The sequence below is a fragment of the Pseudomonas sp. NCCP-436 genome (assembly GCF_019656335.1).
In the GTDB taxonomy this organism is placed as follows: Bacteria; Pseudomonadota; Gammaproteobacteria; order Pseudomonadales; family Pseudomonadaceae; genus Aquipseudomonas.
Window position 1 is genome coordinate 214,350 of record NZ_BPLZ01000003.1, and the last position, 19,596, is coordinate 233,945.

At 61.0% G+C, this 19,596-nt stretch carries 24 protein-coding genes; 11 read left to right on the top strand and 13 right to left on the bottom strand.

The genetic code is table 11. From position 1 onward, the window contains the following. Positions 1–14 precede the first annotated feature (14 nt). The 10 genes from hisC to NCCP436_RS05110 form a co-directional block, all read right to left on the bottom strand. Positions 15–1,067, bottom strand: coding sequence for a histidinol-phosphate transaminase (hisC, locus tag NCCP436_RS05065; protein ID WP_220802708.1), 1,053 nt, complete (start codon positions 1,065–1,067; stop codon positions 15–17). A gap of 54 nt (positions 1,068–1,121) precedes the next feature. Continuing rightward, positions 1,122–2,429: a histidinol dehydrogenase gene (hisD, locus tag NCCP436_RS05070; RefSeq protein WP_220802709.1), complete on the bottom strand. Its 1,308-nt coding sequence runs from the start codon at positions 2,427–2,429 to the stop codon at positions 1,122–1,124. A 125-nt stretch (positions 2,430–2,554) separates the two neighbouring features. After that, on the bottom strand, positions 2,555–3,190 hold the full coding sequence (gene hisG / locus NCCP436_RS05075) for an ATP phosphoribosyltransferase (RefSeq protein WP_220802710.1): 636 nt from the start codon (positions 3,188–3,190) through the stop codon (positions 2,555–2,557). Between the two features lie 48 nt (positions 3,191–3,238). Further along, entirely contained in the window at positions 3,239–4,504 is a 1,266-nt protein-coding gene (murA, locus tag NCCP436_RS05080; protein WP_220802711.1) for a UDP-N-acetylglucosamine 1-carboxyvinyltransferase, read from the bottom strand. Between the two features lie 22 nt (positions 4,505–4,526). Next, the gene (locus tag NCCP436_RS05085) at positions 4,527–4,766 is read right to left on the bottom strand and encodes a BolA family protein (RefSeq protein ID WP_220802712.1); all 240 of its coding nucleotides are present in this window, start codon (positions 4,764–4,766) and stop codon (positions 4,527–4,529) included. A 98-nt stretch (positions 4,767–4,864) separates the two neighbouring features. After that, complete coding sequence (locus NCCP436_RS05090; RefSeq protein WP_220802713.1) at positions 4,865–5,170, bottom strand: lipid asymmetry maintenance protein MlaB; 306 nt, start codon at positions 5,168–5,170, stop codon at positions 4,865–4,867. Continuing rightward, positions 5,167–5,799: a phospholipid-binding protein MlaC gene (locus NCCP436_RS05095; protein ID WP_220802714.1), complete on the bottom strand. Its 633-nt coding sequence runs from the start codon at positions 5,797–5,799 to the stop codon at positions 5,167–5,169. The genes NCCP436_RS05090 and NCCP436_RS05095 overlap by 4 nt, the downstream gene beginning before the upstream one ends. Before the next feature lie 14 nt (positions 5,800–5,813). Further along, positions 5,814–6,284 carry an outer membrane lipid asymmetry maintenance protein MlaD gene (gene mlaD, locus NCCP436_RS05100; RefSeq protein WP_220802715.1) on the bottom strand — a complete coding sequence of 157 codons (471 nt, stop codon included), beginning with the start codon at positions 6,282–6,284 and terminating at the stop codon, positions 5,814–5,816. Next, a complete protein-coding gene (gene mlaE, locus NCCP436_RS05105) occupies positions 6,284–7,081 on the bottom strand; it encodes a lipid asymmetry maintenance ABC transporter permease subunit MlaE (RefSeq protein ID WP_220802716.1) in 798 nt (265 codons plus the stop codon). The genes mlaD and mlaE overlap by 1 nt, the downstream gene beginning before the upstream one ends. Then, positions 7,081–7,890 (bottom strand): ATP-binding cassette domain-containing protein, encoded by an 810-nt coding sequence (locus NCCP436_RS05110; protein WP_220802717.1) that lies wholly within the window; start codon positions 7,888–7,890, stop codon positions 7,081–7,083. The genes mlaE and NCCP436_RS05110 overlap by 1 nt, the downstream gene beginning before the upstream one ends. A 386-nt stretch (positions 7,891–8,276) precedes the next feature. Here NCCP436_RS05110 and NCCP436_RS05115 point away from each other — a divergent pair, with 386 nt between their 5' ends. The 10 genes from NCCP436_RS05115 (at position 8,277) to NCCP436_RS05160 (ending at position 15,258) form a co-directional block, all read left to right on the top strand. Further along, complete coding sequence (locus tag NCCP436_RS05115) at positions 8,277–9,251, top strand: KpsF/GutQ family sugar-phosphate isomerase (protein WP_220802718.1); 975 nt, start codon at positions 8,277–8,279, stop codon at positions 9,249–9,251. Further along, positions 9,251–9,772, top strand: coding sequence for an HAD family hydrolase (locus NCCP436_RS05120; RefSeq protein ID WP_220802719.1), 522 nt, complete (start codon positions 9,251–9,253; stop codon positions 9,770–9,772). Before NCCP436_RS05115 ends, NCCP436_RS05120 begins: the two co-directional genes overlap by 1 nt. Before the next feature lie 8 nt (positions 9,773–9,780). Continuing rightward, the gene (lptC, locus tag NCCP436_RS05125; RefSeq protein ID WP_220802720.1) at positions 9,781–10,344 is read left to right on the top strand and encodes an LPS export ABC transporter periplasmic protein LptC; all 564 of its coding nucleotides are present in this window, start codon (positions 9,781–9,783) and stop codon (positions 10,342–10,344) included. Next, complete coding sequence (gene lptA / locus NCCP436_RS05130; RefSeq protein WP_220802721.1) at positions 10,331–10,867, top strand: lipopolysaccharide transport periplasmic protein LptA; 537 nt, start codon at positions 10,331–10,333, stop codon at positions 10,865–10,867. The genes lptC and lptA overlap by 14 nt, the downstream gene beginning before the upstream one ends. After that, on the top strand, positions 10,867–11,592 hold the full coding sequence (gene lptB, locus NCCP436_RS05135) for an LPS export ABC transporter ATP-binding protein (protein WP_220802722.1): 726 nt from the start codon (positions 10,867–10,869) through the stop codon (positions 11,590–11,592). The genes lptA and lptB overlap by 1 nt, the downstream gene beginning before the upstream one ends. 137 nt (positions 11,593–11,729) lie before the next feature. Continuing rightward, positions 11,730–13,226, top strand: a complete 1,497-nt coding sequence (locus tag NCCP436_RS05140; protein ID WP_220802723.1) for an RNA polymerase factor sigma-54 — start codon at positions 11,730–11,732, stop codon at positions 13,224–13,226. 98 nt (positions 13,227–13,324) lie between these two features. Beyond that, the gene (hpf, locus tag NCCP436_RS05145) at positions 13,325–13,627 is read left to right on the top strand and encodes a ribosome hibernation-promoting factor, HPF/YfiA family (RefSeq protein ID WP_220802724.1); all 303 of its coding nucleotides are present in this window, start codon (positions 13,325–13,327) and stop codon (positions 13,625–13,627) included. An 18-nt stretch (positions 13,628–13,645) separates the two neighbouring features. Further along, positions 13,646–14,110 carry a PTS IIA-like nitrogen regulatory protein PtsN gene (gene ptsN, locus NCCP436_RS05150; RefSeq protein ID WP_220802725.1) on the top strand — a complete coding sequence of 155 codons (465 nt, stop codon included), beginning with the start codon at positions 13,646–13,648 and terminating at the stop codon, positions 14,108–14,110. A gap of 2 nt (positions 14,111–14,112) precedes the next feature. Beyond that, positions 14,113–14,970: an RNase adapter RapZ gene (rapZ, locus tag NCCP436_RS05155; RefSeq protein WP_220802726.1), complete on the top strand. Its 858-nt coding sequence runs from the start codon at positions 14,113–14,115 to the stop codon at positions 14,968–14,970. A gap of 15 nt (positions 14,971–14,985) precedes the next feature. Beyond that, positions 14,986–15,258, top strand: coding sequence for an HPr family phosphocarrier protein (locus tag NCCP436_RS05160; RefSeq protein WP_220802727.1), 273 nt, complete (start codon positions 14,986–14,988; stop codon positions 15,256–15,258). A 38-nt stretch (positions 15,259–15,296) separates the two neighbouring features. On the opposite strand, the gene pmbA is transcribed toward NCCP436_RS05160, so the two are convergent. Further along, positions 15,297–16,643, bottom strand: a complete 1,347-nt coding sequence (gene pmbA, locus NCCP436_RS05165; RefSeq protein ID WP_220802728.1) for a metalloprotease PmbA — start codon at positions 16,641–16,643, stop codon at positions 15,297–15,299. Between the two features lie 115 nt (positions 16,644–16,758). Here pmbA and yjgA point away from each other — a divergent pair, with 115 nt between their 5' ends. After that, a complete protein-coding gene (gene yjgA / locus NCCP436_RS05170; RefSeq protein WP_220802729.1) occupies positions 16,759–17,277 on the top strand; it encodes a ribosome biogenesis factor YjgA in 519 nt (172 codons plus the stop codon). A 22-nt stretch (positions 17,278–17,299) separates the two neighbouring features. Here yjgA and tldD read toward each other — a convergent pair whose 3' ends face one another. Both tldD and NCCP436_RS05180 read right to left on the bottom strand, forming a co-directional pair. Beyond that, the gene (gene tldD / locus NCCP436_RS05175; RefSeq protein ID WP_220802730.1) at positions 17,300–18,742 is read right to left on the bottom strand and encodes a metalloprotease TldD; all 1,443 of its coding nucleotides are present in this window, start codon (positions 18,740–18,742) and stop codon (positions 17,300–17,302) included. Further along, positions 18,739–19,596: a carbon-nitrogen hydrolase family protein gene (locus tag NCCP436_RS05180; protein WP_220802921.1), complete on the bottom strand. Its 858-nt coding sequence runs from the start codon at positions 19,594–19,596 to the stop codon at positions 18,739–18,741. The genes tldD and NCCP436_RS05180 overlap by 4 nt, the downstream gene beginning before the upstream one ends.

Genomic DNA, 19,596 nt, shown 5'->3' on the forward strand with positions numbered 1-19,596 from the left:
CCCGAGGCCGGCACTTACAAACTCTGCAACGCCTCCAGCAACGCCTGATTCTGCTCTGCTGTCCCGATGGTGATACGCAGGAACTGAGCAATACGCTCCTGTCTGAAGTGGCGCACAATCACACCCTGCTCACGCAGGTTGGCCGCCAGATCGGCGGCATCCTTGGCCGGGTGACGGGCAAAGACGAAGTTGGCCGCCGAAGGCAGCACCTCGAAGCCCAGTGCCTGCAGGCCGGCCGTCAGGCGCTCGCGACTGTCGATCACCTGCTGGCAGGTCTGCTCGAAATAGGCACGATCCTCAAAGGCGGCCGCCGCACCGGCAATCGCCATACGGTCGAGCGGGTAGGAGTTGAAGCTGTTCTTGATCCGCTCCAGCGCCTCGATCAGGTCCGGATGACCGACAGCAATGCCGACCCGCAACCCGGCCAGCGAGCGCGACTTGGACAGCGTCTGCGTCACCAGCAGGTTCGGATACTTGTCGACCAGGCTTATTGCCGTCTCACCGCCGAAATCGATATAGGCCTCGTCCACCAGTACCACCGAGTCCGGGCTGCCCTGCAGCAGCCGTTCGATGGCCTCCAGCGGCAGCAGGCAGCCAGTCGGTGCATTGGGGTTGGGGAAGATGATGCCACCGTTGGGCCGGGCATAATCCTCGACACGGATCCGGAACTGCTCATCCAGGGGCACGCTCTGCGGCTCGATGCCGTAGAGGCCGCAGTAGACCGGGTAGAAGCTGTAGGTCACGTCCGGAAACAGTAACGGCTTACCGTGCTGGAACAGACCATGAAAGGCATGCGCCAGCACCTCGTCGGAACCATTGCCGACAAATACCTGATTGGTCTGCACCCCATAGTAATCGGCCACCGCCTGCTTGAGGCGCTCGCCGTTCGGATCCGGATACAGACGCAAATTGTCGTTCAGCTCGGCCTGCATGGCCACGATGGCCTTCGGCGACGGGCCGTAGGGATTCTCGTTGGTGTTGAGCTTGACCAGCTTGCTCAACTTGGGCTGCTCACCCGGCACATAGGGCACCAGGTCTTTTACGAAGGGGCTCCAGAACTTGCTCATCTGCCCTTCTCTCCTCGAATACAGGGAATCATGAGGTGCGCCGAGCGCACCCGGTCACTTGATACGGTACTCGGCACTACGCGCATGCGCAGTCAGCGATTCGCCGCGGGCCAGCACCGAGGCGCTCTTGCCCAGCTCCGAGGCCCCATCGGCCGAACAGAAGATGATCGACGAGCGTTTCTGGAAGTCGTACACCCCCAGCGGCGAAGAGAAACGTGCCGTACCGGAAGTCGGCAGCACGTGGTTGGGACCAGCCACGTAATCACCCAGCGCTTCGGCGGTATAGCGTCCCATGAAGATGGCGCCGGCATGGCGGATTTTCGGCAACCAGGCTTCAGGGTCGGCCACCGACAGCTCCAGATGTTCCGGTGCGATACGGTTGGCCACCTCGACGGCTTGCTCCATGTCGGCAACCTGAATCAGTGCGCCGCGGCCTTCCATGGAGGTTCGGATGATCTCCGCACGTTCCATGGTCGGCAGCAGACGGGCAATGCTCTCGGCAACACGGTCGAGGAAGGCGGCATCCGGGCTGACCAGAATGGCCTGGGCATCCTCATCGTGCTCAGCCTGGGAGAACAGATCCATGGCGATCCAGTCCGGATCGGTGCCGCCATCGCAGACCACGAGGATCTCTGAGGGACCTGCGATCATGTCGATACCAACCTTGCCGAACACATGGCGCTTGGCGGTGGCCACATAGATGTTGCCCGGGCCGACAATCTTGTCTACTGGCGGCACGCTCTCGGTGCCATAGGCCAAAGCGGCAACGGCCTGTGCACCACCGATGGTGAATACTCGGTCAACACCGGCGATGGCCGCTGCGGCCAGAACGATCTCGTTGATCTCGCCACGCGGGGTCGGCACCACCATGACCACCTCGGGGACGCCGGCCACCTTGGCCGGAATGGCGTTCATCAGCACCGATGACGGATAGGAGGCCTTGCCGCCCGGGACATAGAGGCCGGCACGATCCAATGGAGTGACCTTCTGGCCAAGCACAGTGCCATCGGCCTCGGTGTAACGCCAGGAATCCTGGCGCTGTTTCTCGTGATAGCTGCGCACACGCTCGGCGGCAACTTCGAGCGACTGACGCTGCTCGGAGCTGATACGGGTCAGGGCCAGTTCCAGACGCTCACGCGGCAGGATCAGGTCAGCCATCGAGGCAACCTCCAGACCGTCGAAGCGGCAGGTGTACTCGACCAGCGCCTCGTCACCACGTGCACGCACTGCCTGGATGATTTCCAGCACACGCTGGTTGACGGCATCGTCGGACACGCTTTCCCAGGACAGCAGATGATCCAGATGACGCGCGAAATCCGTATCGGCAGCGTTGAGTCGGCGGATGGCAACGGGAGCAGTCATAGCGAAAGCCTCATCTAAATGGCGTTTTCTCGGGCGCCCGTAATGTAGCAGGCCCACCGTGCGGGCACCCGAGAAAAATGGCTATGACACGGATAGGGCTGCGCGGCATTTGGCCGCGTGAGGAATCAGCCTTGGTGTCGCGCGTCGACAGCGCTGCGCAGCGTTTCGATCAGCGCCTGAATGCGAGCATGCTGCATCTTCATCGATGCCTTGTTGACGATCAGTCGGGAACTGATGGTTGCGATCAGCTCCTGAGGCTCCAGGCCGTTGGCGCGCAGCGTATTGCCGGTATCGACCACGTCGATGATCTTGTCCGCCAGTCCTACCAGCGGCGCCAGCTCCATGGAACCATACAGCTTGATCACTTCGACCTGACGGCCCTGTTCGGCGTAGTAGCGCTTGGCGACGTTGACGAACTTGGTGGCTACGCGCAGCCGCCCCTGCGGCTCACTCGCGCCGACCTTGCCGGCCGTCATCAGCTTGCAGCGGGCAATCTGCAGGTCAAGCGGCTCATACAGCCCCTCACCGCCGTATTCCATCAGCACGTCCTTACCGGCCACGCCAAGATCGGCAGCACCGTGCTCGACATAGGTGGGCACATCGGTGGCCCGTACGATCAGCAGGCGCACATCGTCCTGACTGGTGGGAATAATCAGCTTGCGGCTCTTGTCCGGATTCTCGGTCGGCTCGATGCCGGCTGCCGCCAGCAGCGGCAGGGTGTCATCGAGAATACGGCCTTTGGACAGGGCGATGGTCAGCATGAAAGGTTTTCCTTGGGCGAAGGTCGGACGGCTAAGGGAAGGCGAGCCTTAGCCCGGCACGCGACGGATCGCAGCGCCCAGCAATTGCAGTTTTTCCTCAATGCACTCGTAACCACGGTCGATGTGGTAAATGCGATCAATCAGCGTATCGCCCTCAGCCACCAGCGCTGCCAGCACCAGACTGGCCGAGGCACGCAGATCCGTAGCCATTACCGGCGCACCCTTGAGTTTCTCTACCCCGGTGACGACGGCGGTATTACCTTCGACCAGGATGTTGGCCCCCATGCGCAGCATTTCGTACACGTGCATGAAACGGTTTTCGAAAACGGTCTCGATGATGGTGCCGGTGCCTTCGGCCACGGCATTCAGGGCAATGAACTGCGCCTGCATGTCGGTGGGGAATGCCGGGTACGGAGCGGTACGCAGGTTGACCGCCTTCGGGCGCTTGCCCTTCATGTCCAGTTCGATCCAGTCCGGACCGGTGGTGATCTCGGCACCTGCTTCCTGCAGCTTGGCCAGCACGGCCTCCAGGGTCGACGGATCGGCATCCTTGACCCTGACGCGACCACCGGTGACGGCAGCAGCAACCAGATAGGTACCGGTTTCGATACGGTCGGGCATCACGTTGTAACGCGCGCCATGCAGGCGCTCGACGCCGTCGATGATTATGGTGTCGGTACCGGCGCCCTGGATCTTCGCCCCCATGGCGATCAGGCAGTTGGCCAGGTCGACCACTTCAGGCTCGCGCGCCGCGTTTTCCAGCACGCTGCGGCCCTTGGCCAGGGTCGCGGCCATCATGATGTTCTCGGTGCCGGTCACACTGACCACGTCGAAGAAGAAATGCGCACCACGCAGGCCACCTTCAGGAGCCCGAGCCTTGATGTAGCCGCCCTCGACATCGATGATCGCGCCCATGGCCTCAAGGCCACGGATGTGCAGGTCGACCGGACGCGAGCCGATGGCGCAACCGCCCGGCAGTGCCACTTCGGCTTCACCGAAGCGTGCCACCATCGGCCCAAGCACGAGGATTGAGGCACGCATGGTCTTGACCAGCTCGTAGGGCGCGACCAAGGTCTTGATCGCCCGCGCATCGACTTCCACAGCCAGCTTCTCGTCGATCACCGGCTCGATGCCCATGCGCCCGAACAGCTCGATCATCGTGGTGATGTCGTGCAGATGAGGCAGGTTGCAGATGGTGACGGGCTCGTCGCCCAGCAAGGTGGCGGCAAGAATCGGCAAAGCCGAGTTCTTGGCACCGGAAATGCGGATTTCGCCATTGAGGCGGGCGCCGCCGGTAATGATCAGTTTGTCCATAGCAATCTCGTCGCCCGCAGGCTCAGGAACGCGCGGCCCAGTCGGCCCGGCTGAAGAATTTCATGGTCACGGCGTGGATGCTGCCATCGGCGATCCAGGCGTTGAGGTGGGCATAGATCTGCTGCTGACGCTTGACCGGGCTGAGAGCGGCCAGTTCGTCGCTGATCAGGTTGAGCTGGAAGTTGCAGCCTTCGCCTTCGACTTCCACCTGGGTATTCGGGAGTTTTTCCTCTAGGAGGCTTTTCACTTCTGCAGCCTGCATGCTCGACCTCGACTGACGCATCCGGGCTACCTGCGCCCGCGGGCCGGCCATCATACAAAAAAGCCCCTCGCCTGCGAACCCCGCATGCTGCGCCGCCGTTATTCCAGCGGCAGCAGCTCCAGCAGGCCGCAGACCTGGGCAATCTGCCGCATGTCCTCGGGCAATGCGGCAATCCGCAGCTCCCGCCCGGCCTTGCTGGCGTCGCGGATAAAGGCCAGCAGCAGCGCCAGACCGACACTACTGGACTTTTCCACACCGCTGCAATCGAGCGACAGATGCGATTCGCAGCTTCCGGCAATCAGCCGGGCACCCTGCTCGCGCAGTTGCGGGCCACTGACGTAGTCCAGAACACCGACGAGCTGCAGGCGGCCCGGCGCACGCTCGACGAGGCTGGCGCGACTCACGACTCGCCCCGAGCTTGACGGGCCTTGGCCACGGTGTCGGCCCAGGTATCAATGACCTTGTCCAGATTGTTACGATGATTCTGCATCGACTGGGCGAACTGATCACGGAACAGCTTGCCGATATTGATGCCATTGATCACCACATTGCGCAGTTTCCAGGTACCGTCCAGCGACACCATGGTGTAGGAGAGCGGGTAGACCACACCCTTGCCGTCACGAATCTCCATGCCCACCGATGCGCGATCGCCCTCCGGCACAGTGCTGGCTGGCAGCACACGAATATCCTGATTGTCATACTCCAGCAGCGCATTGCCATAGAACTGCATCAGGCTGCGCTTGAAGTTCTCCTGGAAGCGCGCCATCTGCTCGGCAGAGGCCTGACGCGAGTAGCGCACAGTCATCACTCCACGGGAAATGCCATCCACGTCCACAACCGGCCCGAGGATGTCGTTGAGTGCCTGGTAAAAGGCGTTCGGGTCATTGCGGTAATGCTCCTTGTTGGCCTTAAGGTCGGCCAGCAGAGTATCGGTGGTCTGCTGCACTACCTCATGGGCACTCGGCGCAGCCAGAGCCAGCAACGGCATGGCAGCCAGCAGCGCCAGCAACGAATTACGCAAAGTCTTGAACATCTCGGACACTCTCATCAGTTGGCTTCGTCTTTGTTAACCGAATTGAGCAGGAACTTGCCAATCAGGTCTTCCAGCACCAGCGCGGACTGGGTGTCATGGATGGTAGCGCCATCCTTGAGCACCGCCTCCTCGCCTCCGACACTGATGCCGATGTACTTCTCACCGAGCAAGCCTGCAGTCAGGATCGACGCAGTGGAGTCCTCAGGCAAATTGTTGACGGCACTATCGAGCTCCAGGGTCACACGCCCCATGTAGCTGTCGCGATCCAGGTCGATGGCCGTTACCTTGCCGATGGTTACCCCGGCCATAGTCACCTTCGAGCGCACGGTCAACCCGGCGATATTGTCGAAGTAGGCATACACCTTGTAGGTATCGCCCGAGCTTCCGACGCTCAGGCCACTGACACGCAGGGCCAGCAGCAACAGGGCCAGCACCCCGGCCATGAGAAACAAGCCGACACCAATCTCCAGCGTGCGGTTTTGCATCAGAGGTCTCCAAACATCAAAGCGGTCAGAATGAAATCGAGGCCGAGCACGGCAAGCGAGGCATATACCACGGTACGGGTGGTTGCCCGACTGATACCTTCGGAAGTGGGCTCGCAGTCATAGCCCTGGAACACCGCGATCCAGGTAACGACGAAGGCAAACACGACGCTCTTGATCACCCCGTTGAGAACGTCTTCCTGGAAGGACACGCTGTTTTGCATATTGCTCCAGTAGGAACCTTCGTAGACTCCCAGCCAGTCCACGGCAACCATCGCCCCGCCCCAAATGCCGACCACACAGAAGATCATCGACAGCAGCGGCATCGAAATGAAACCGGCCCACAGGCGCGGCGCGATGATGTACTTGAGCGGATCCACGCCAATCATTTCCAGGCTGGACAACTGCTCGGTGGACTTCATGTTGCCGATCTCGGCGGTCAGCGCCGAACCTGCACGACCGGCAAACAGCAACGCCGTGACTACAGGTCCCAACTCACGCAGCAGGGTCAGGGCCACCATCTGCCCGACAGCCTGCTCGGAACCGTAGCTGACCAGAATGTTATAGCCCTGCAGTGCCAGCACCATGCCAATAAAGATGCCGGACACCACAATGATTGCCAGCGACATCACACCCACGGCGAACAACTGCCGGGTCAACAACTGCAGCGGCTTGCCGGCGCGGCTGCGGGCAAACAGCGCGCCCCCCAGAAACATCACCGAACGCCCCAGCGTTGCCACCACGTCAATACCCGCACGACCGAACAGCTGCAGCCGCTCGAGCGGTGAAATTCTGCGCATCAGGCTCTCCCCAACAGATCTTCGCGAAAGTCCGGCGCCGGATAGTGGAACGGCACCGGACCATCCGGCACACCCTTCATAAACTGACGGATACGTGGATTGTCGGAGGCCATCAGCTCCTCCGGCGTGCCCTGACCCAACACCTGGGTATCACCCACCACATAAAGGTAGTCGGCGATGCTGGCGGTTTCCGCCAGGTCATGGGAAACCACCACACTGGTGATCCCCAAGGCATCGTTGAGCAAACGAATCAGTCGTACCAGAACGCCCATGGCGATAGGGTCCTGTCCAACGAAAGGCTCGTCATAGAGTAGGATCTGCGGATCGAGCGCAATTGCCCGGGCCAGCGCGACCCGTCGCTTCATGCCGCCGGAAAGCTCGTCCGGCATCAACTCAAGAGCACCACGCAAGCCGACCGCCTGCAGTTTCATCAGCACGATGTCGCGGATCATTTCCTCCGGCAGCCGGGTGTGTACCCGCAGCGGAAAAGCCACGTTCTCGAACACATCCAGATCGGTAAACAGCGCACCGCTCTGAAACAGAACACCCATCTGCTTGCGCATGTCGAACAGAGCATCGCGGGACAGTTTCGGCAGGTTGACGCCATTGACCAGCACCTTGCCCTGCGCTGGTCGCAGCTCGGCGGCAATCAATCGCAGCAACGTGGTCTTGCCACAGCCCGACGGCCCCATGATGCCGGTGACCTTGCCCCGCGGGATACGGATATCGACCTGATCGAAGATCGTCCGCGTACCGCGGCGAAAGCTGACACCCTGCAACTCCACCGCATATTCGTGCTCGGCGCTCATCTGAACTCCTTGAAAAAACAGGCTCTTGGCTGACTCTGTCCCTACTCGCGAGGACACGCGCAATCGCCCCAGGCAGGCTGCAGCACAAGATGCGTCGGCATGCCGGATCGTCCGAATTAGCTTAGCCTTGCGACAAAAGGCCGCTCATGTCCGCACGCAACAACACTGACACCTGCCGATACAGATCAACCATGATCGAAGACAGTCAGCGCACGGCCTAAACGGGCGCGGACTATAGCATTCGCTACCCAGGCCACCCAATAGCACTACTGGCCTATATTCAGACTTGCGACAGATTCGGCTCTGAGAGTCGACGGGCAAATGATGAGCGCAACTCGCTTTTACCGCTATAATCGTCATCTTTTTCGTCTGCCCCCTCGCCCAGCATGAACCAGACCCGCGACCTGATCGATTCCGCCCAGCGCACCATTCGTCTCGAAGTCGAAGCGGTGCAGGCCCTTCTGCCTCGCATCGACGCCAATTTCGTCAAGGCCTGCGAACTGATCCTTGCCTGCAAGGGTCGCGTCGTGGTGGTAGGCATGGGCAAGTCCGGACATATCGGCAACAAGATCGCTGCCACCCTGGCCAGCACCGGTACCGCCGCCTTTTTCGTACACCCGGCCGAGGCCAGCCATGGCGACATGGGCATGATCACTCGCGACGATGTGGTACTGGCCCTGTCCAACTCCGGCAGCACTGCCGAGATCATCACCCTGCTGCCACTGATCAAGCGCCTGGGCATCCGCCTGATCAGCATGACCGGCAACCCGGAATCGCCGCTGGCCAAGGCCGCCGAGGTCAACCTTGATGCCCGGGTTTCGCAGGAAGCCTGCCCACTGAATCTCGCGCCTACCTCCTCCACTACCGCCAGTCTGGTACTGGGTGATGCCCTGGCCATTGCACTTCTCGAGGCTCGCGGTTTCACCGCCGAAGACTTTGCCTTCTCCCACCCGGGCGGTGCACTGGGCCGCCGACTGCTGCTGAAGGTGGAAAACGTGATGCACCAAGGCGACGCTCTGCCACGTGTAGCCCTTGGCACCAGCCTGCGCGACGCTCTGCTGGAAATGACCCAAAAAGGCCTCGGCATGACCGTGGTTAGCAAGGCTGACGGCAGTCTGGCCGGCATCTTCACCGACGGAGACCTGCGCCGCGCCCTCGATCGCGGCATCGACGTACGCCAGGCACTGATCGACCAAGTAATGACCCCGGGCGGCAAAACCGCCCGAGCTGAGATGCTTGCCGCCGAGGCACTGAAGATCATGGAAGATCACAAGATCAACTCCCTGGTAGTGGTCGACGAGCAGGAACGGCCGGTCGGCGCCCTGAACATGCATGACCTGCTGCGCGCCGGAGTAATGTGATGAACGACCTGCTGCAACGTGCCCGAGCCGTCAGGCTGGCGATCTTCGACGTCGACGGCGTACTGACTGACGGTCGTCTGTATTTCCTTGAAGACGGTAGCGAATTCAAGACTTTCAATACCCTTGACGGCCACGGCATCAAGATGCTGATCGCCTCAGGCGTAAGCACCGCCATCATCAGCGGCCGCAAGACCCCAGTGGTCGAGCGGCGCGCCCGCAACCTCGGCATCCAGTATCTGTTCCAGGGACGCGAGGATAAGCTGGTAGTACTTGACGGCCTGCTTGCCGAACTCGGTCTAGGCTATGAACAGGTGGCCTACCTGGGTGACGACCTGCCGGATCTTCCGGTGATCCGCCGGGTCGGATTGGGCATGGCCGTCGCCAGCGCCGACAGCTTCGTCCGCCAACATGCCCACGGTGTTACCCAGGCACGTGGCGGCGAAGGGGCCGCACGCGAATTCTGCGAACTGATCATGCGTGCCCAGGGCACGCTGGACGCGGCCCAGGCCGCATACCTGTAGAGCACTCTATGCTACGCAAAGCCGTCAACATCCTGATCTTTGCAGTGATCGCCGTCGCCGTCGCGGCGCTTGGCTACTGGAACCTGGCACCCAGCTCCCGCCAGAGCCTGCAAGCCTCTGCCGACAGCGCCGTGGATTTCTATGTCCTTGGTACCCACACCGTGCAATTCCAGGAGGACGGCACACTGCACTACAGCCTCAGCGCAGAACGACTCGAACACATCCGCAGCACCGACATCAGCCTGCTCGACACCCCGAAGATGGACATCTACCGTGGGAGCAAACAGCCCTGGAAGATCACCAGCCAGCGCGCCGAAGTCTCGCCCGACGGCAAAGAAATTGAACTGATCGCCGACGTACGCATCGCCCGCACCGACGAGAAGGGGCGCAGCACCGTAGTAACCAGTACGCGTATGACGGTGATCCCCGACAAAGAATATGCGCAGACCAATCAAGCCGTTAGAATCGAGGCCGCCAACGGGGTGACCACGGCACATGGAATGAAAGCGTACTTGAATGACGGCAGGATGATCCTGCCGTCCAATGTAAGAGGCCAGCATGAGGTTCGTTAATACCCTCCCCCTGATTTTCAGCCTCGGCGTCGCGCTAGGAAGCGCTGCTGCCTGGGCCCTGCCATCGGATCGCGAGAAACCCATCCGCATCCAGGCTGACAGTGCCGAACTGGATGACAAGCAGGGCGTAGCGGTTTACCGCGGCGACGTGGTCATCACTCAGGGCACCCTGAAAATTACCGGCGATACCGTAACCATCACGCGGAATCAGAACGGCGACATTGATGTTTTCACCTCCCAAGGCAATCTGGCCTATTACGAACAGAAACCCGCTGTGGACAAGTCGATCGTCAAGGCCTATGGCCGGACTATCCAGTACTTCTCCAGCAACGAACGCATCGTTCTGATCGACCGCGCCAAGGTAGTTCAGGAAGGCAACACCTTCGAAGGTGAGAAGATCGTCTACGATACCCGTCGCCAGATCGTCAATGCCGGCCGTGCCACGGGCACCAATGTCAGCGCGCCCCGTCCGCGCATCGACATGGTCATTCAACCGAAGAACAAACCAGGTCAGCAGCAATAATGGCCCTACTCAAAGCCCAACACCTGGCCAAGAGTTACAAAAGTCGCCAGGTCGTGCGTGACGTCAGCCTAAGCATCGAAAGCGGGCAGATCGTCGGCCTGCTCGGCCCCAACGGAGCCGGCAAGACCACCTGCTTCTACATGATCGTAGGCCTGGTTCGCGCCGATCAGGGCCGCGTACTGATCGATGATCTCGATGTCAGCCATCAGCCCATGCATGGCCGCGCCCGCGCCGGAATCGGCTACCTGCCGCAGGAGGCCTCGATCTTCCGCAAGCTCACGGTAGCCGACAACATCATGGCTATCCTCGAGACCCGCAAGGATCTTGACCGTGCCGGACGCCAGCAGGCGCTGGAGAACCTGTTGCAGGAGTTTCACATTCACCACATCGCCGACAATCTTGGCATGAGTCTGTCTGGCGGCGAGCGGCGGCGCGTGGAAATTGCTCGCGCTCTGGCGACCAACCCGAAATTCATCCTGCTCGACGAACCCTTCGCCGGCGTCGACCCGATCTCTGTAGGCGACATCAAGCAGATCATCCATCACCTGAAGACCAAGGGCATCGGCATCCTGATCACCGATCACAATGTCCGTGAGACCCTGGATATCTGCGAGACCGCCTACATAGTCAACGACGGACAGTTGATTGCCGAAGGCGACGCCGAGACCATCCTGGCCAACCAGACGGTGAAGGAGGTTTACCTGGGGCACGAGTTCCAGCTCTAGACCATTCGACAGTTTCATCCCAGGCTCACGGCTGCCCCTAGGCAAGAACACGACTATCAGGCATATAATTTGCTTCCTGGCGGCGCTTCGGCGCCCTGATGTGGAAGGCATTACTCGCCGGTGAATTAAGGTCTGCAATGAAACCATCGCTAGTCCTCAAGATGGGCCAGCAGCTGACGATGACTCCGCAGCTGCAACAGGCTATCCGCCTCCTTCAACTGTCTACCCTGGATCTGCAGCAGGAAATCCAGGAGGCATTGGAATCCAATCCCATGCTCGAGCGCCAGGAAGATGGCGACGACTTCGACAACAGCGACCCAATGGCCGATGGCGCCGAAAGCGCCGCGCCGCAGCCCCAGATCGCGGAAGACAGCCACACCCAGGACACACCGACGGTAGACAACCTGGAGGAAGGCAACTGGGGCGAGCGCATCCCCAACGAATTACCGGTAGACACTGCCTGGGAAGACATCTACCAGACCAGCGCCAGCAGTCTGCCAAGCAGCGACGACGAGGAATGGGACTTCACCACCCGCACCTCCACCGGCGAGAGCCTGCAGAGTCACCTGCTCTGGCAGCTCAACCTGGCCCCCATGTCGGACAAGGATCGGCTGATCGCCACCACCCTGATCGACTGCATCAACAACGATGGCTATCTTGAGGAAACGCTCGAGGAGGTCACCGAATCCTTCGATCCCGAACTGGACATCGAACTCGACGAAGTGGAAATGGTGCTGCACCGCATCCAGCAGTTTGAACCAGCCGGCATCGGCGCCCGCGACCTGCGCGAGTGCCTGCTGTTGCAACTGCGTCAGTTGCCGACCAATACCCCCTGGCTAAGCGAAGCCCAGCGCGTGGTCGCCGACTATCTCGAGGTCCTTGGCAGCCGCGACTACCCTCAGTTGCTGCGGCGTCTGAAACTCAAGGAAGACGAGCTCAAACAGATCATCGAGCTGATCCAGCGACTCAACCCGCGTCCCGGCTCGCAGATCGAGTCCAGCGAACCGGAGTACGTGGTGCCCGATGTCATCGTGCGCAAGCATAACGACCGCTGGCTGGTTGAGCTGAATCAGGAGGCCATGCCGCGCCTGCGTGTCAATCCGCAGTACGCCAGCTTCGTCAAACGCGCCGATTCCAGCGCCGACAACACCTTCATGCGCAATCAGTTGCAGGAAGCACGCTGGTTCATCAAGAGCCTGCAAAGCCGCAATGAGACGCTGATGAAGGTCGCCACGCAGATCGTCGAACATCAGCGCGGCTTCCTCGATTACGGCGAAGAAGCCATGAAGCCACTGGTGCTGCATGACATCGCCGAGGCAGTGGGCATGCACGAGTCGACCATCTCTCGCGTTACTACCCAGAAATACATGCATACCCCACGTGGAATCTACGAGCTGAAGTACTTTTTCTCCAGCCACGTCAGTACCTCCGAGGGTGGAGAGTGCTCTTCCACTGCCATTCGTGCCATCATCAAGAAACTGGTGGCAGCGGAAAACGCCAAAAAGCCATTGAGTGACAGCAAGATCGCTGGTTTACTGGAGGCACAAGGCATTCAGGTCGCTCGCCGGACGGTGGCCAAGTACCGCGAATCCCTCGGGATCGCGCCGTCCAGCGAACGCAAGCGTCTGATGTAAGCAAGATCGACTGATCGCGTATGCGAACAGGCCAAGTTGTTCCGATGGAGGGTCGCCGTATGACCCCCTCTTATCCATGGCAACAAGGAGAAAGTGGTATGCAAGTCAACATCAGTGGACATCAGCTGGTTGTGACCGACGCCCTGCGTGATTATGTCAGCGAGAAATTCTCGCGATTGGAACGCCACTTCGACAAGATCACCAACGTGCAGGTGATCATGCAGGTCGAGAAACTCAAGCAAAAAATTGAGGCAACCCTGCGCATTGCCGGTGGCGAGATCGTTGCCAATGCCGAACATGAGGACATGTACGCAGCCATTGATCTGCTGACCGACAAACTCGATCGTCAACTCATCAAATACAAAGAAAAACAACTCGCTCGCCTGCAAGGCACCGCGTAGAGCCGGCATTCCCCATCCATGATCCGACTTGAAAATATCCTGACTCCCGGCCGTTCCCTGGTGAACGTGCCGGGAGGCAGTAAGAAGCGTGCGCTAGAGCAAATCGCCAGCGTAATCGCACAAGACATTCCCGAACTCAACGCCCAGGACATATTCGAAAGCCTTGTCGCTCGCGAGAAGCTTGGTTCGACCGGATTCGGCAGCGGCATTGCCATTCCCCACTGTCGCCTGCCCGGCTGCGAAGCCCCAATCGGCGCCGTGCTGCGCCTGGAAACACCGGTAGATTTCGACGCAATCGATGGTGCTCCGGTCGATCTTCTGTTCGTCCTGCTGGTACCGCAAGCGGCTACCGATGCCCACCTCGAACTCCTGCGCCAGATCGCCAGTCTGCTGGAGAATCCGCAGGTCTGCGCACAGTTGCGCCAGGCTAGTACGGGAGAGAAGCTCTACCAGATCATCGTCGACATTCAGAACGGTCAATAGCCATGCGTTTGGTTATCGTCAGTGGCCGCTCCGGCTCCGGCAAGAGCACCGCACTGGACGTTCTCGAGGACAATGGCTTCTACTGCATCGACAACTTACCGGCTGGTCTACTGACCGACCTGGCTGAACGCTTTCTGCCTCACAGCGACATGTTGTTACCACAGGTGGCCGTTTCCATCGATGCCCGCAACCTGCTCAGCCAGCTGCGCCGCTTCCCCGAGCTGCTTGATGAGGTACGTCAGCGCAATATTCAGTGCGATGTACTCTACCTCGACGCGGAGGACGACACGCTGCTCAAGCGCTTCTCGGAAACCCGGCGGCGACACCCGCTGACCAACGAGAACCGCTCACTGGCTGAAGCCATTGCCTACGAAAGCCAGCTACTTTCACCGATCATTGATCGCGCAGACCTGAGGATCGACACCACACGCCTGAACCTCTACCAGTTGCGCGACACCCTGAAACTGCGTCTGCTGGGACAGTCGCAAAGCGGTACCTCGTTCCTCATCCAGTCCTTCGGCTTCAAACGCGGGATGCCCACCGATGCCGATCTGGTATTCGATGCACGCTGCCTGCCCAACCCATACTGGAAACCCGAGCTGCGTGACTTTTCCGGGCTGGATCAGCCAGTCATCGAATACCTTGATGCCCAGCCCGAGGCACAGGAGATGTATCAGGACATCCTTGCCTACCTGAACAAATGGCTGCCACGCTTTGCCTCGAGCAACCGCGCCTATGTAACCATCGCAATCGGCTGCACTGGCGGACACCACCGCTCGGTCTACCTGACCTCCCGCCTGAGCACTGCCCTGAAACAGTCCTTTAAGAACGTTCAGGTTCGCCATCGCGACCTCGTGTAAGGAATTCCAACCGCAATGCAAACCCGCGAGATCACCATCATCAACAAGCTTGGCCTGCACGCCCGCGCAGCCGCCAAGTTCGTCGGAGTCGCGAGCCTGCACTCCTGCCAGGTACGCATCGGCCGCACAGTAGAGAACCAGGTTGATGGCAAGAGCATCATGGCCGTGATGATGCTCGCAGCTGGCCAGGGCACCACACTGCACCTGAGCACCGAGGGCGACCAGGAGAAGGAAGCGATGACCGCCCTCGTGGCGCTGGTGGAAAACTACTTCGACGAAGGTGAATAACCTGCCCGGGCCGCAGGACAACGGCCCGGGCACCGCCTTCAGCTACCGGCCACAGTCATCTTCTCGATCAAAACCGAACCTGTACAGATATTGCCCCGCCGCTCCAGATCACATCCCACTGCGGCGATCTGACGGAACATGTCACGCAGATTACCGGCGATGGTCACCTCCTGCACCGGGAACTGGATCTCGCCGTTTTCCACCCAGAAGCCGGCCGCCCCTCGGGAATAGTCCCCTGTGACCAGGTTCAGCCCCTGCCCCATCAATTCGGTAACCAGCAAACCGCGCCCCATTCGCCGGATCAGCGCCTGCTGATCTTCGCTGCCATGACTGACGAACAGATTGTGCACGCCGCCGGCATTGGCCGTGCTGGGCATGCCCAGTTTGCGCCCGGAGTAGGTGCCCAGCACGTAGGACACCAACTCCCCCCGCTCGACGAAGGACTTGCCATAGGTAGCCAGTCCGTCGCCATCGAATGCCGCGCTGCCCAACGCACGGGGCAGATGTGGACGTTCTTCGAGGCTCAGCCACTGCGGGAACAACTGCTGCCCCAGCGCCCCTTCGAGAAAGGAGCTATGACGATATAGATTGCCCCCGGAAATCGCAGCCAACAGATGGGCAAACAGTCCACCGGCCAGCTCGGCAGCAAACAGCACCGGCACCTCACAAGTCGCCACCGGCCGGGCGCCAAGGCGCCGAACCGAACGCTCTGCTGCCTGCCGGCCGATCTCGGCAGCAGCCATCAGACACTCGCCCTGACGGTTGACGTCATACCAGTAGTCACGCTGCATCTGGCCTTCGCTTTCCGCAATCATCACGCAGCTCAGACTATGTCGAGTGCTGGCATAACCGCCGATGAAGCCGTGACTGTTGCCATACACGCGACAACCCTGATGAGTATTGAGAGTGGTGCCATCAGCATTGCGGATGCGCTTATCCGCAGCAAAGGCCGCAGCCTCGCAGCTCAGCGCCAGTTCCACCGCCTCTTCGGGACCAATCGTCCAGGGGTGATAAAGATCCAGCTCCGGCAGTTCACGCGCCATCAGGGATGCATCGGCCAGGCCGGCACATTCGTCCTCGCTGGCATGCCGAGCGATGGCCAGAGCTGCCGCTACGGTTTCTCGGATAGCTGCTTCGCCAGTGGCCGAGGTACTGGCCGAGCCCTTGCGCTGGCCCAGGTACAGGGTGATGCCAAAGCCCTGATCGCGATTGAACTCGACAGTCTCCACCTCTCCCTGACGCACTGTGGTAGACAGCCCCTGACCGGCGGAAACAGCCACCTCGCAGGCCGTGGCCCCCTGACGCGCCGCCTCGACAAGAATCGCTTCAACCTGCTCCTGCAGCACCGGCAGGGCCTCGGGCCCGATCAACTCAACATCACTCATAACCACTCCCAATGCTTTTACGCGCGGCCTCCAACAGCCGCAGTCGCACCGCCTGCCACAGGCCGACGGTTCCGCTTACTGCTATCATGGCGGCGTTTTCCTCTGGATCTGCCCCATGCCTGAAACTATCAATGACTTCTCCGAAGAGAAGAGCAAATCCCAGATCAAGCGCGAGCTGCACGCCCTGCAGGCACTCGGCGAACGCCTGACCACGCTCAAACCGGATCTGCTGGCGCGCATGCCGCTGACCGATGCCCTGCGACGCGCTCTGGCCGAGGCGCCCAAGCACACGGCCAACGCCGCGCGCAAACGCCACATCCAGTTCCTCGGCAAGCTGATGCGCGATCAGGATGTCGAGGCGATTCTCGCCGTGATTGACCAAGTGGACAGCTCCACCCGCGAGTACAACGAGCGCTTTCATGCTCTGGAGCGCTGGCGCGACCGCCTGATCGGTGAAGGCGATGGTGCTCTGGAGAATTTCATCGAGACCTACCCAGACACCGACCGTCAGCACCTGCGCGGGCTGATCCGCCATGCTCAGCACGAAGCCGCCCACAACAAGCCGCCGGCTGCCGCACGCAAGCTGTTCAAGTACCTCCGCGAACTCGACGAAGTCCAGCGCGGCCTACGCTAAGGCCAGGCCGCGAAACGAAATCTCAGCCACCGGTGCCGCCGACAGTAATGGCATCGATCTTCAGTGTCGGCTGACCAACGCCCACCGGCACCGATTGTCCGTCCTTGCCGCAGGTGCCGACACCGCTGTCCAGGGTCAGATCGTTGCCCACCATGGATACCCGGCTCATGGCCTCCGGGCCATTGCCGATCAGCGTGGCACCTTTTACCGGTGCGGTAATCCTGCCATCCTCGATCAGGTAGGCCTCGCTGGTGGAGAAAACGAACTTGCCGCTGGTGATGTCCACCTGGCCTCCGCCGAGGTTGGCGCAGTACAGCCCCTTCTTTACTGAACGGATGATTTCCTCGGGATCGCTCTCACCGGCCAGCATGTAGGTGTTGGTCATGCGCGGCATCGGCAGGTGCGCATAGGACTCGCGCCGGCCGTTGCCGGTCGCAGCCACGCCCATCAGGCGGGCATTGAGCTTGTCCTGCATGTATCCCTTGAGCACACCCTTCTCGATCAGAGTGGTGCACTGCGTCGGCGTGCCCTCGTCATCGACACTGAGTGAACCACGACGCTCGGTCAGGGTGCCATCGTCAACGATGGTGCACAGGCTGGAGGCAACCCTCTCGCCCACTCTGCCGCTGTAGGCGGAACTGCCCTTGCGATTGAAGTCACCCTCCAGGCCGTGGCCGACCGCCTCATGCAGCAGCACTCCGGACCAACCGGAACCCATCACCACCGGCAAGGTGCCAGCCGGCGCAGGCACCGCCTCCAGATTGACCAGCGCCTGGCGCAGCGCCTCACGGGCATAACTCATGGCCCGATCCTCAGCCAGGAAGTAGCGGTAATCGACACGCCCGCCACCGCCATGGCCGCCACGCTCGCGCCGGCCATTCTGCTCGACAATAACGCTGACGTTGAAACGCACCAGCGGACGGATGTCAGCCGCCAGACTACCGTCGTGAGCCGCCACCAGTACCCGATCCCAGACCCCGGCGAGACTGACCGTTACCTGGCGGATGCGCGGATCCAGCGCACGCGTGGCACGGTCGACGCGCTGCAGCAACTCGACCTTTTCGGCGCGGCTGAGTACGTCAAGAGGATTCTCGCCGCTATACAGCGCGGCAACCCGGGCAGCGGAAAATGCCTGCACCTGTCCCTGCTGACCGGCACGGGAAATCGAGCGGGCCGCACGGGCAGCCTGGCGCAAGGCATCGAGGGAGATGGCATTGCTGTAGGCAAAGCCGGTTTTCTCCCCGGATTGGGCACGTACACCCACGCCCTGATCGAGATTGAAACTGCCTTCCTTGACGATGCCATCCTCCAGCACCCAGGTTTCCGATACCTGACTCTGGAAATACAGATCGGCGGCATCGATGCCCGGTCCGGCCACTTCAGCCAGCACGGCCCCGAGGCTGTCGAGGGTCAGTTCTCCAGGGGCGAGCAACTGCTCACTGACGGATTGCAACAGCGTATTCATGCTTTCTCCACAACCACCGGACGCGATGCGTCCGATACAGACAATCGGCGGTGCTGCTGCACCGGCATGCGTTGGCGGACTGCCGCCTGCTCAGCGCTATCGCGCGCAGCGACAAGTACGGACTCACCGTCTTCTTGTCGCTCGGCCAGCACCTGCCCCCAGGGATCGACAATGGCCGAATGACCGAAGGTTCGTCGCGGGCCCGGGTGCTCGCCACCCTGTCCGGCGGCCAGCAGATAGCACTGGGTCTCAATGGCACGCGAGCGGATCAATACCTGCCAGTGCGCCGCGCCGGTCACTGCAGTGAAGGCTGACGGCGCGCTGATCAGCTCGGCCCCGGCGTCACGCAGTGCAACGTAAAGTTCCGGGAAGCGCAGATCGTAGCAGACCGTCAGACCCAGACGACCGACGGGGGTATCCGCCACCACGATACGCTCACCATGGACAAAGTCGTCGGACTCACGATAACTGCCGCGATTGTCGTGCACATCGACATCAAACAGGTGCAGCTTGTCGTAGCGGGCAACCCGTTGTCCCTCGGCATCGATCAGCAGTGAACAGGCCCGTGGCCGTTCTTCGGGTCGATCATCCGGCGGCAGCGGCAGGGTACCGGCGACTATCCACAGGTCAAGTTCGCGCGCACAGCTGTACAGCCAGGGCAGGATCGGCCCCTGCCCCAAAGCCTCGGCGCGGCCGATCGCAGCCAGATCGCGACGGCCCATGGCGGCAAAGTTCTCCGGCAGTACGGCCAGCCGGCAGCCCTGTTCGGCAGCCTGCTCCAGCAGCCGGCGCGCGCACGCTAGATTGGCCAAGACGTCGTCCTGGCTGACCATCTGGATCACGGCAAGATTCAT

Bases quoted from the DNA above. Each gene is read 5' to 3' on its own strand.
- NCCP436_RS05095 (WP_220802714.1), bottom strand. From the start codon at position 5,799: ATGTTCAAGACTTTGCGTAATTCGTTGCTGGCGCTGCTGGCTGCCATG.
- hpf (WP_220802724.1), top strand. From the start codon at position 13,325: ATGCAAGTCAACATCAGTGGACATCAGCTGGTTGTGACCGACGCCCTG.
- hisD (WP_220802709.1), bottom strand. From the start codon at position 2,429: ATGACTGCTCCCGTTGCCATCCGCCGACTCAACGCTGCCGATACGGAT.
- pmbA (WP_220802728.1), bottom strand. From the start codon at position 16,643: ATGAGTGATGTTGAGTTGATCGGGCCCGAGGCCCTGCCGGTGCTGCAG.
- lptC (WP_220802720.1), top strand. From the start codon at position 9,781: ATGCTACGCAAAGCCGTCAACATCCTGATCTTTGCAGTGATCGCCGTC.
- NCCP436_RS05140 (WP_220802723.1), top strand. From the start codon at position 11,730: ATGAAACCATCGCTAGTCCTCAAGATGGGCCAGCAGCTGACGATGACT.
- mlaE (WP_220802716.1), bottom strand. From the start codon at position 7,081: ATGCGCAGAATTTCACCGCTCGAGCGGCTGCAGCTGTTCGGTCGTGCG.
- lptB (WP_220802722.1), top strand. From the start codon at position 10,867: ATGGCCCTACTCAAAGCCCAACACCTGGCCAAGAGTTACAAAAGTCGC.
- NCCP436_RS05160 (WP_220802727.1), top strand. From the start codon at position 14,986: ATGCAAACCCGCGAGATCACCATCATCAACAAGCTTGGCCTGCACGCC.
- yjgA (WP_220802729.1), top strand. From the start codon at position 16,759: ATGCCTGAAACTATCAATGACTTCTCCGAAGAGAAGAGCAAATCCCAG.
- NCCP436_RS05180 (WP_220802921.1), bottom strand. From the start codon at position 19,596: ATGAATCTTGCCGTGATCCAGATGGTCAGCCAGGACGACGTCTTGGCC.
- NCCP436_RS05110 (WP_220802717.1), bottom strand. From the start codon at position 7,890: ATGAGCGCCGAGCACGAATATGCGGTGGAGTTGCAGGGTGTCAGCTTT.
- mlaD (WP_220802715.1), bottom strand. From the start codon at position 6,284: ATGCAAAACCGCACGCTGGAGATTGGTGTCGGCTTGTTTCTCATGGCC.
- hisG (WP_220802710.1), bottom strand. From the start codon at position 3,190: ATGCTGACCATCGCCCTGTCCAAAGGCCGTATTCTCGATGACACCCTG.
- NCCP436_RS05120 (WP_220802719.1), top strand. From the start codon at position 9,251: ATGAACGACCTGCTGCAACGTGCCCGAGCCGTCAGGCTGGCGATCTTC.
- tldD (WP_220802730.1), bottom strand. From the start codon at position 18,742: ATGAATACGCTGTTGCAATCCGTCAGTGAGCAGTTGCTCGCCCCTGGA.
- NCCP436_RS05115 (WP_220802718.1), top strand. From the start codon at position 8,277: ATGAACCAGACCCGCGACCTGATCGATTCCGCCCAGCGCACCATTCGT.
- hisC (WP_220802708.1), bottom strand. From the start codon at position 1,067: ATGAGCAAGTTCTGGAGCCCCTTCGTAAAAGACCTGGTGCCCTATGTG.
- rapZ (WP_220802726.1), top strand. From the start codon at position 14,113: ATGCGTTTGGTTATCGTCAGTGGCCGCTCCGGCTCCGGCAAGAGCACC.
- NCCP436_RS05085 (WP_220802712.1), bottom strand. From the start codon at position 4,766: ATGCAGGCTGCAGAAGTGAAAAGCCTCCTAGAGGAAAAACTCCCGAAT.
- ptsN (WP_220802725.1), top strand. From the start codon at position 13,646: ATGATCCGACTTGAAAATATCCTGACTCCCGGCCGTTCCCTGGTGAAC.
- murA (WP_220802711.1), bottom strand. From the start codon at position 4,504: ATGGACAAACTGATCATTACCGGCGGCGCCCGCCTCAATGGCGAAATC.
- lptA (WP_220802721.1), top strand. From the start codon at position 10,331: ATGAGGTTCGTTAATACCCTCCCCCTGATTTTCAGCCTCGGCGTCGCG.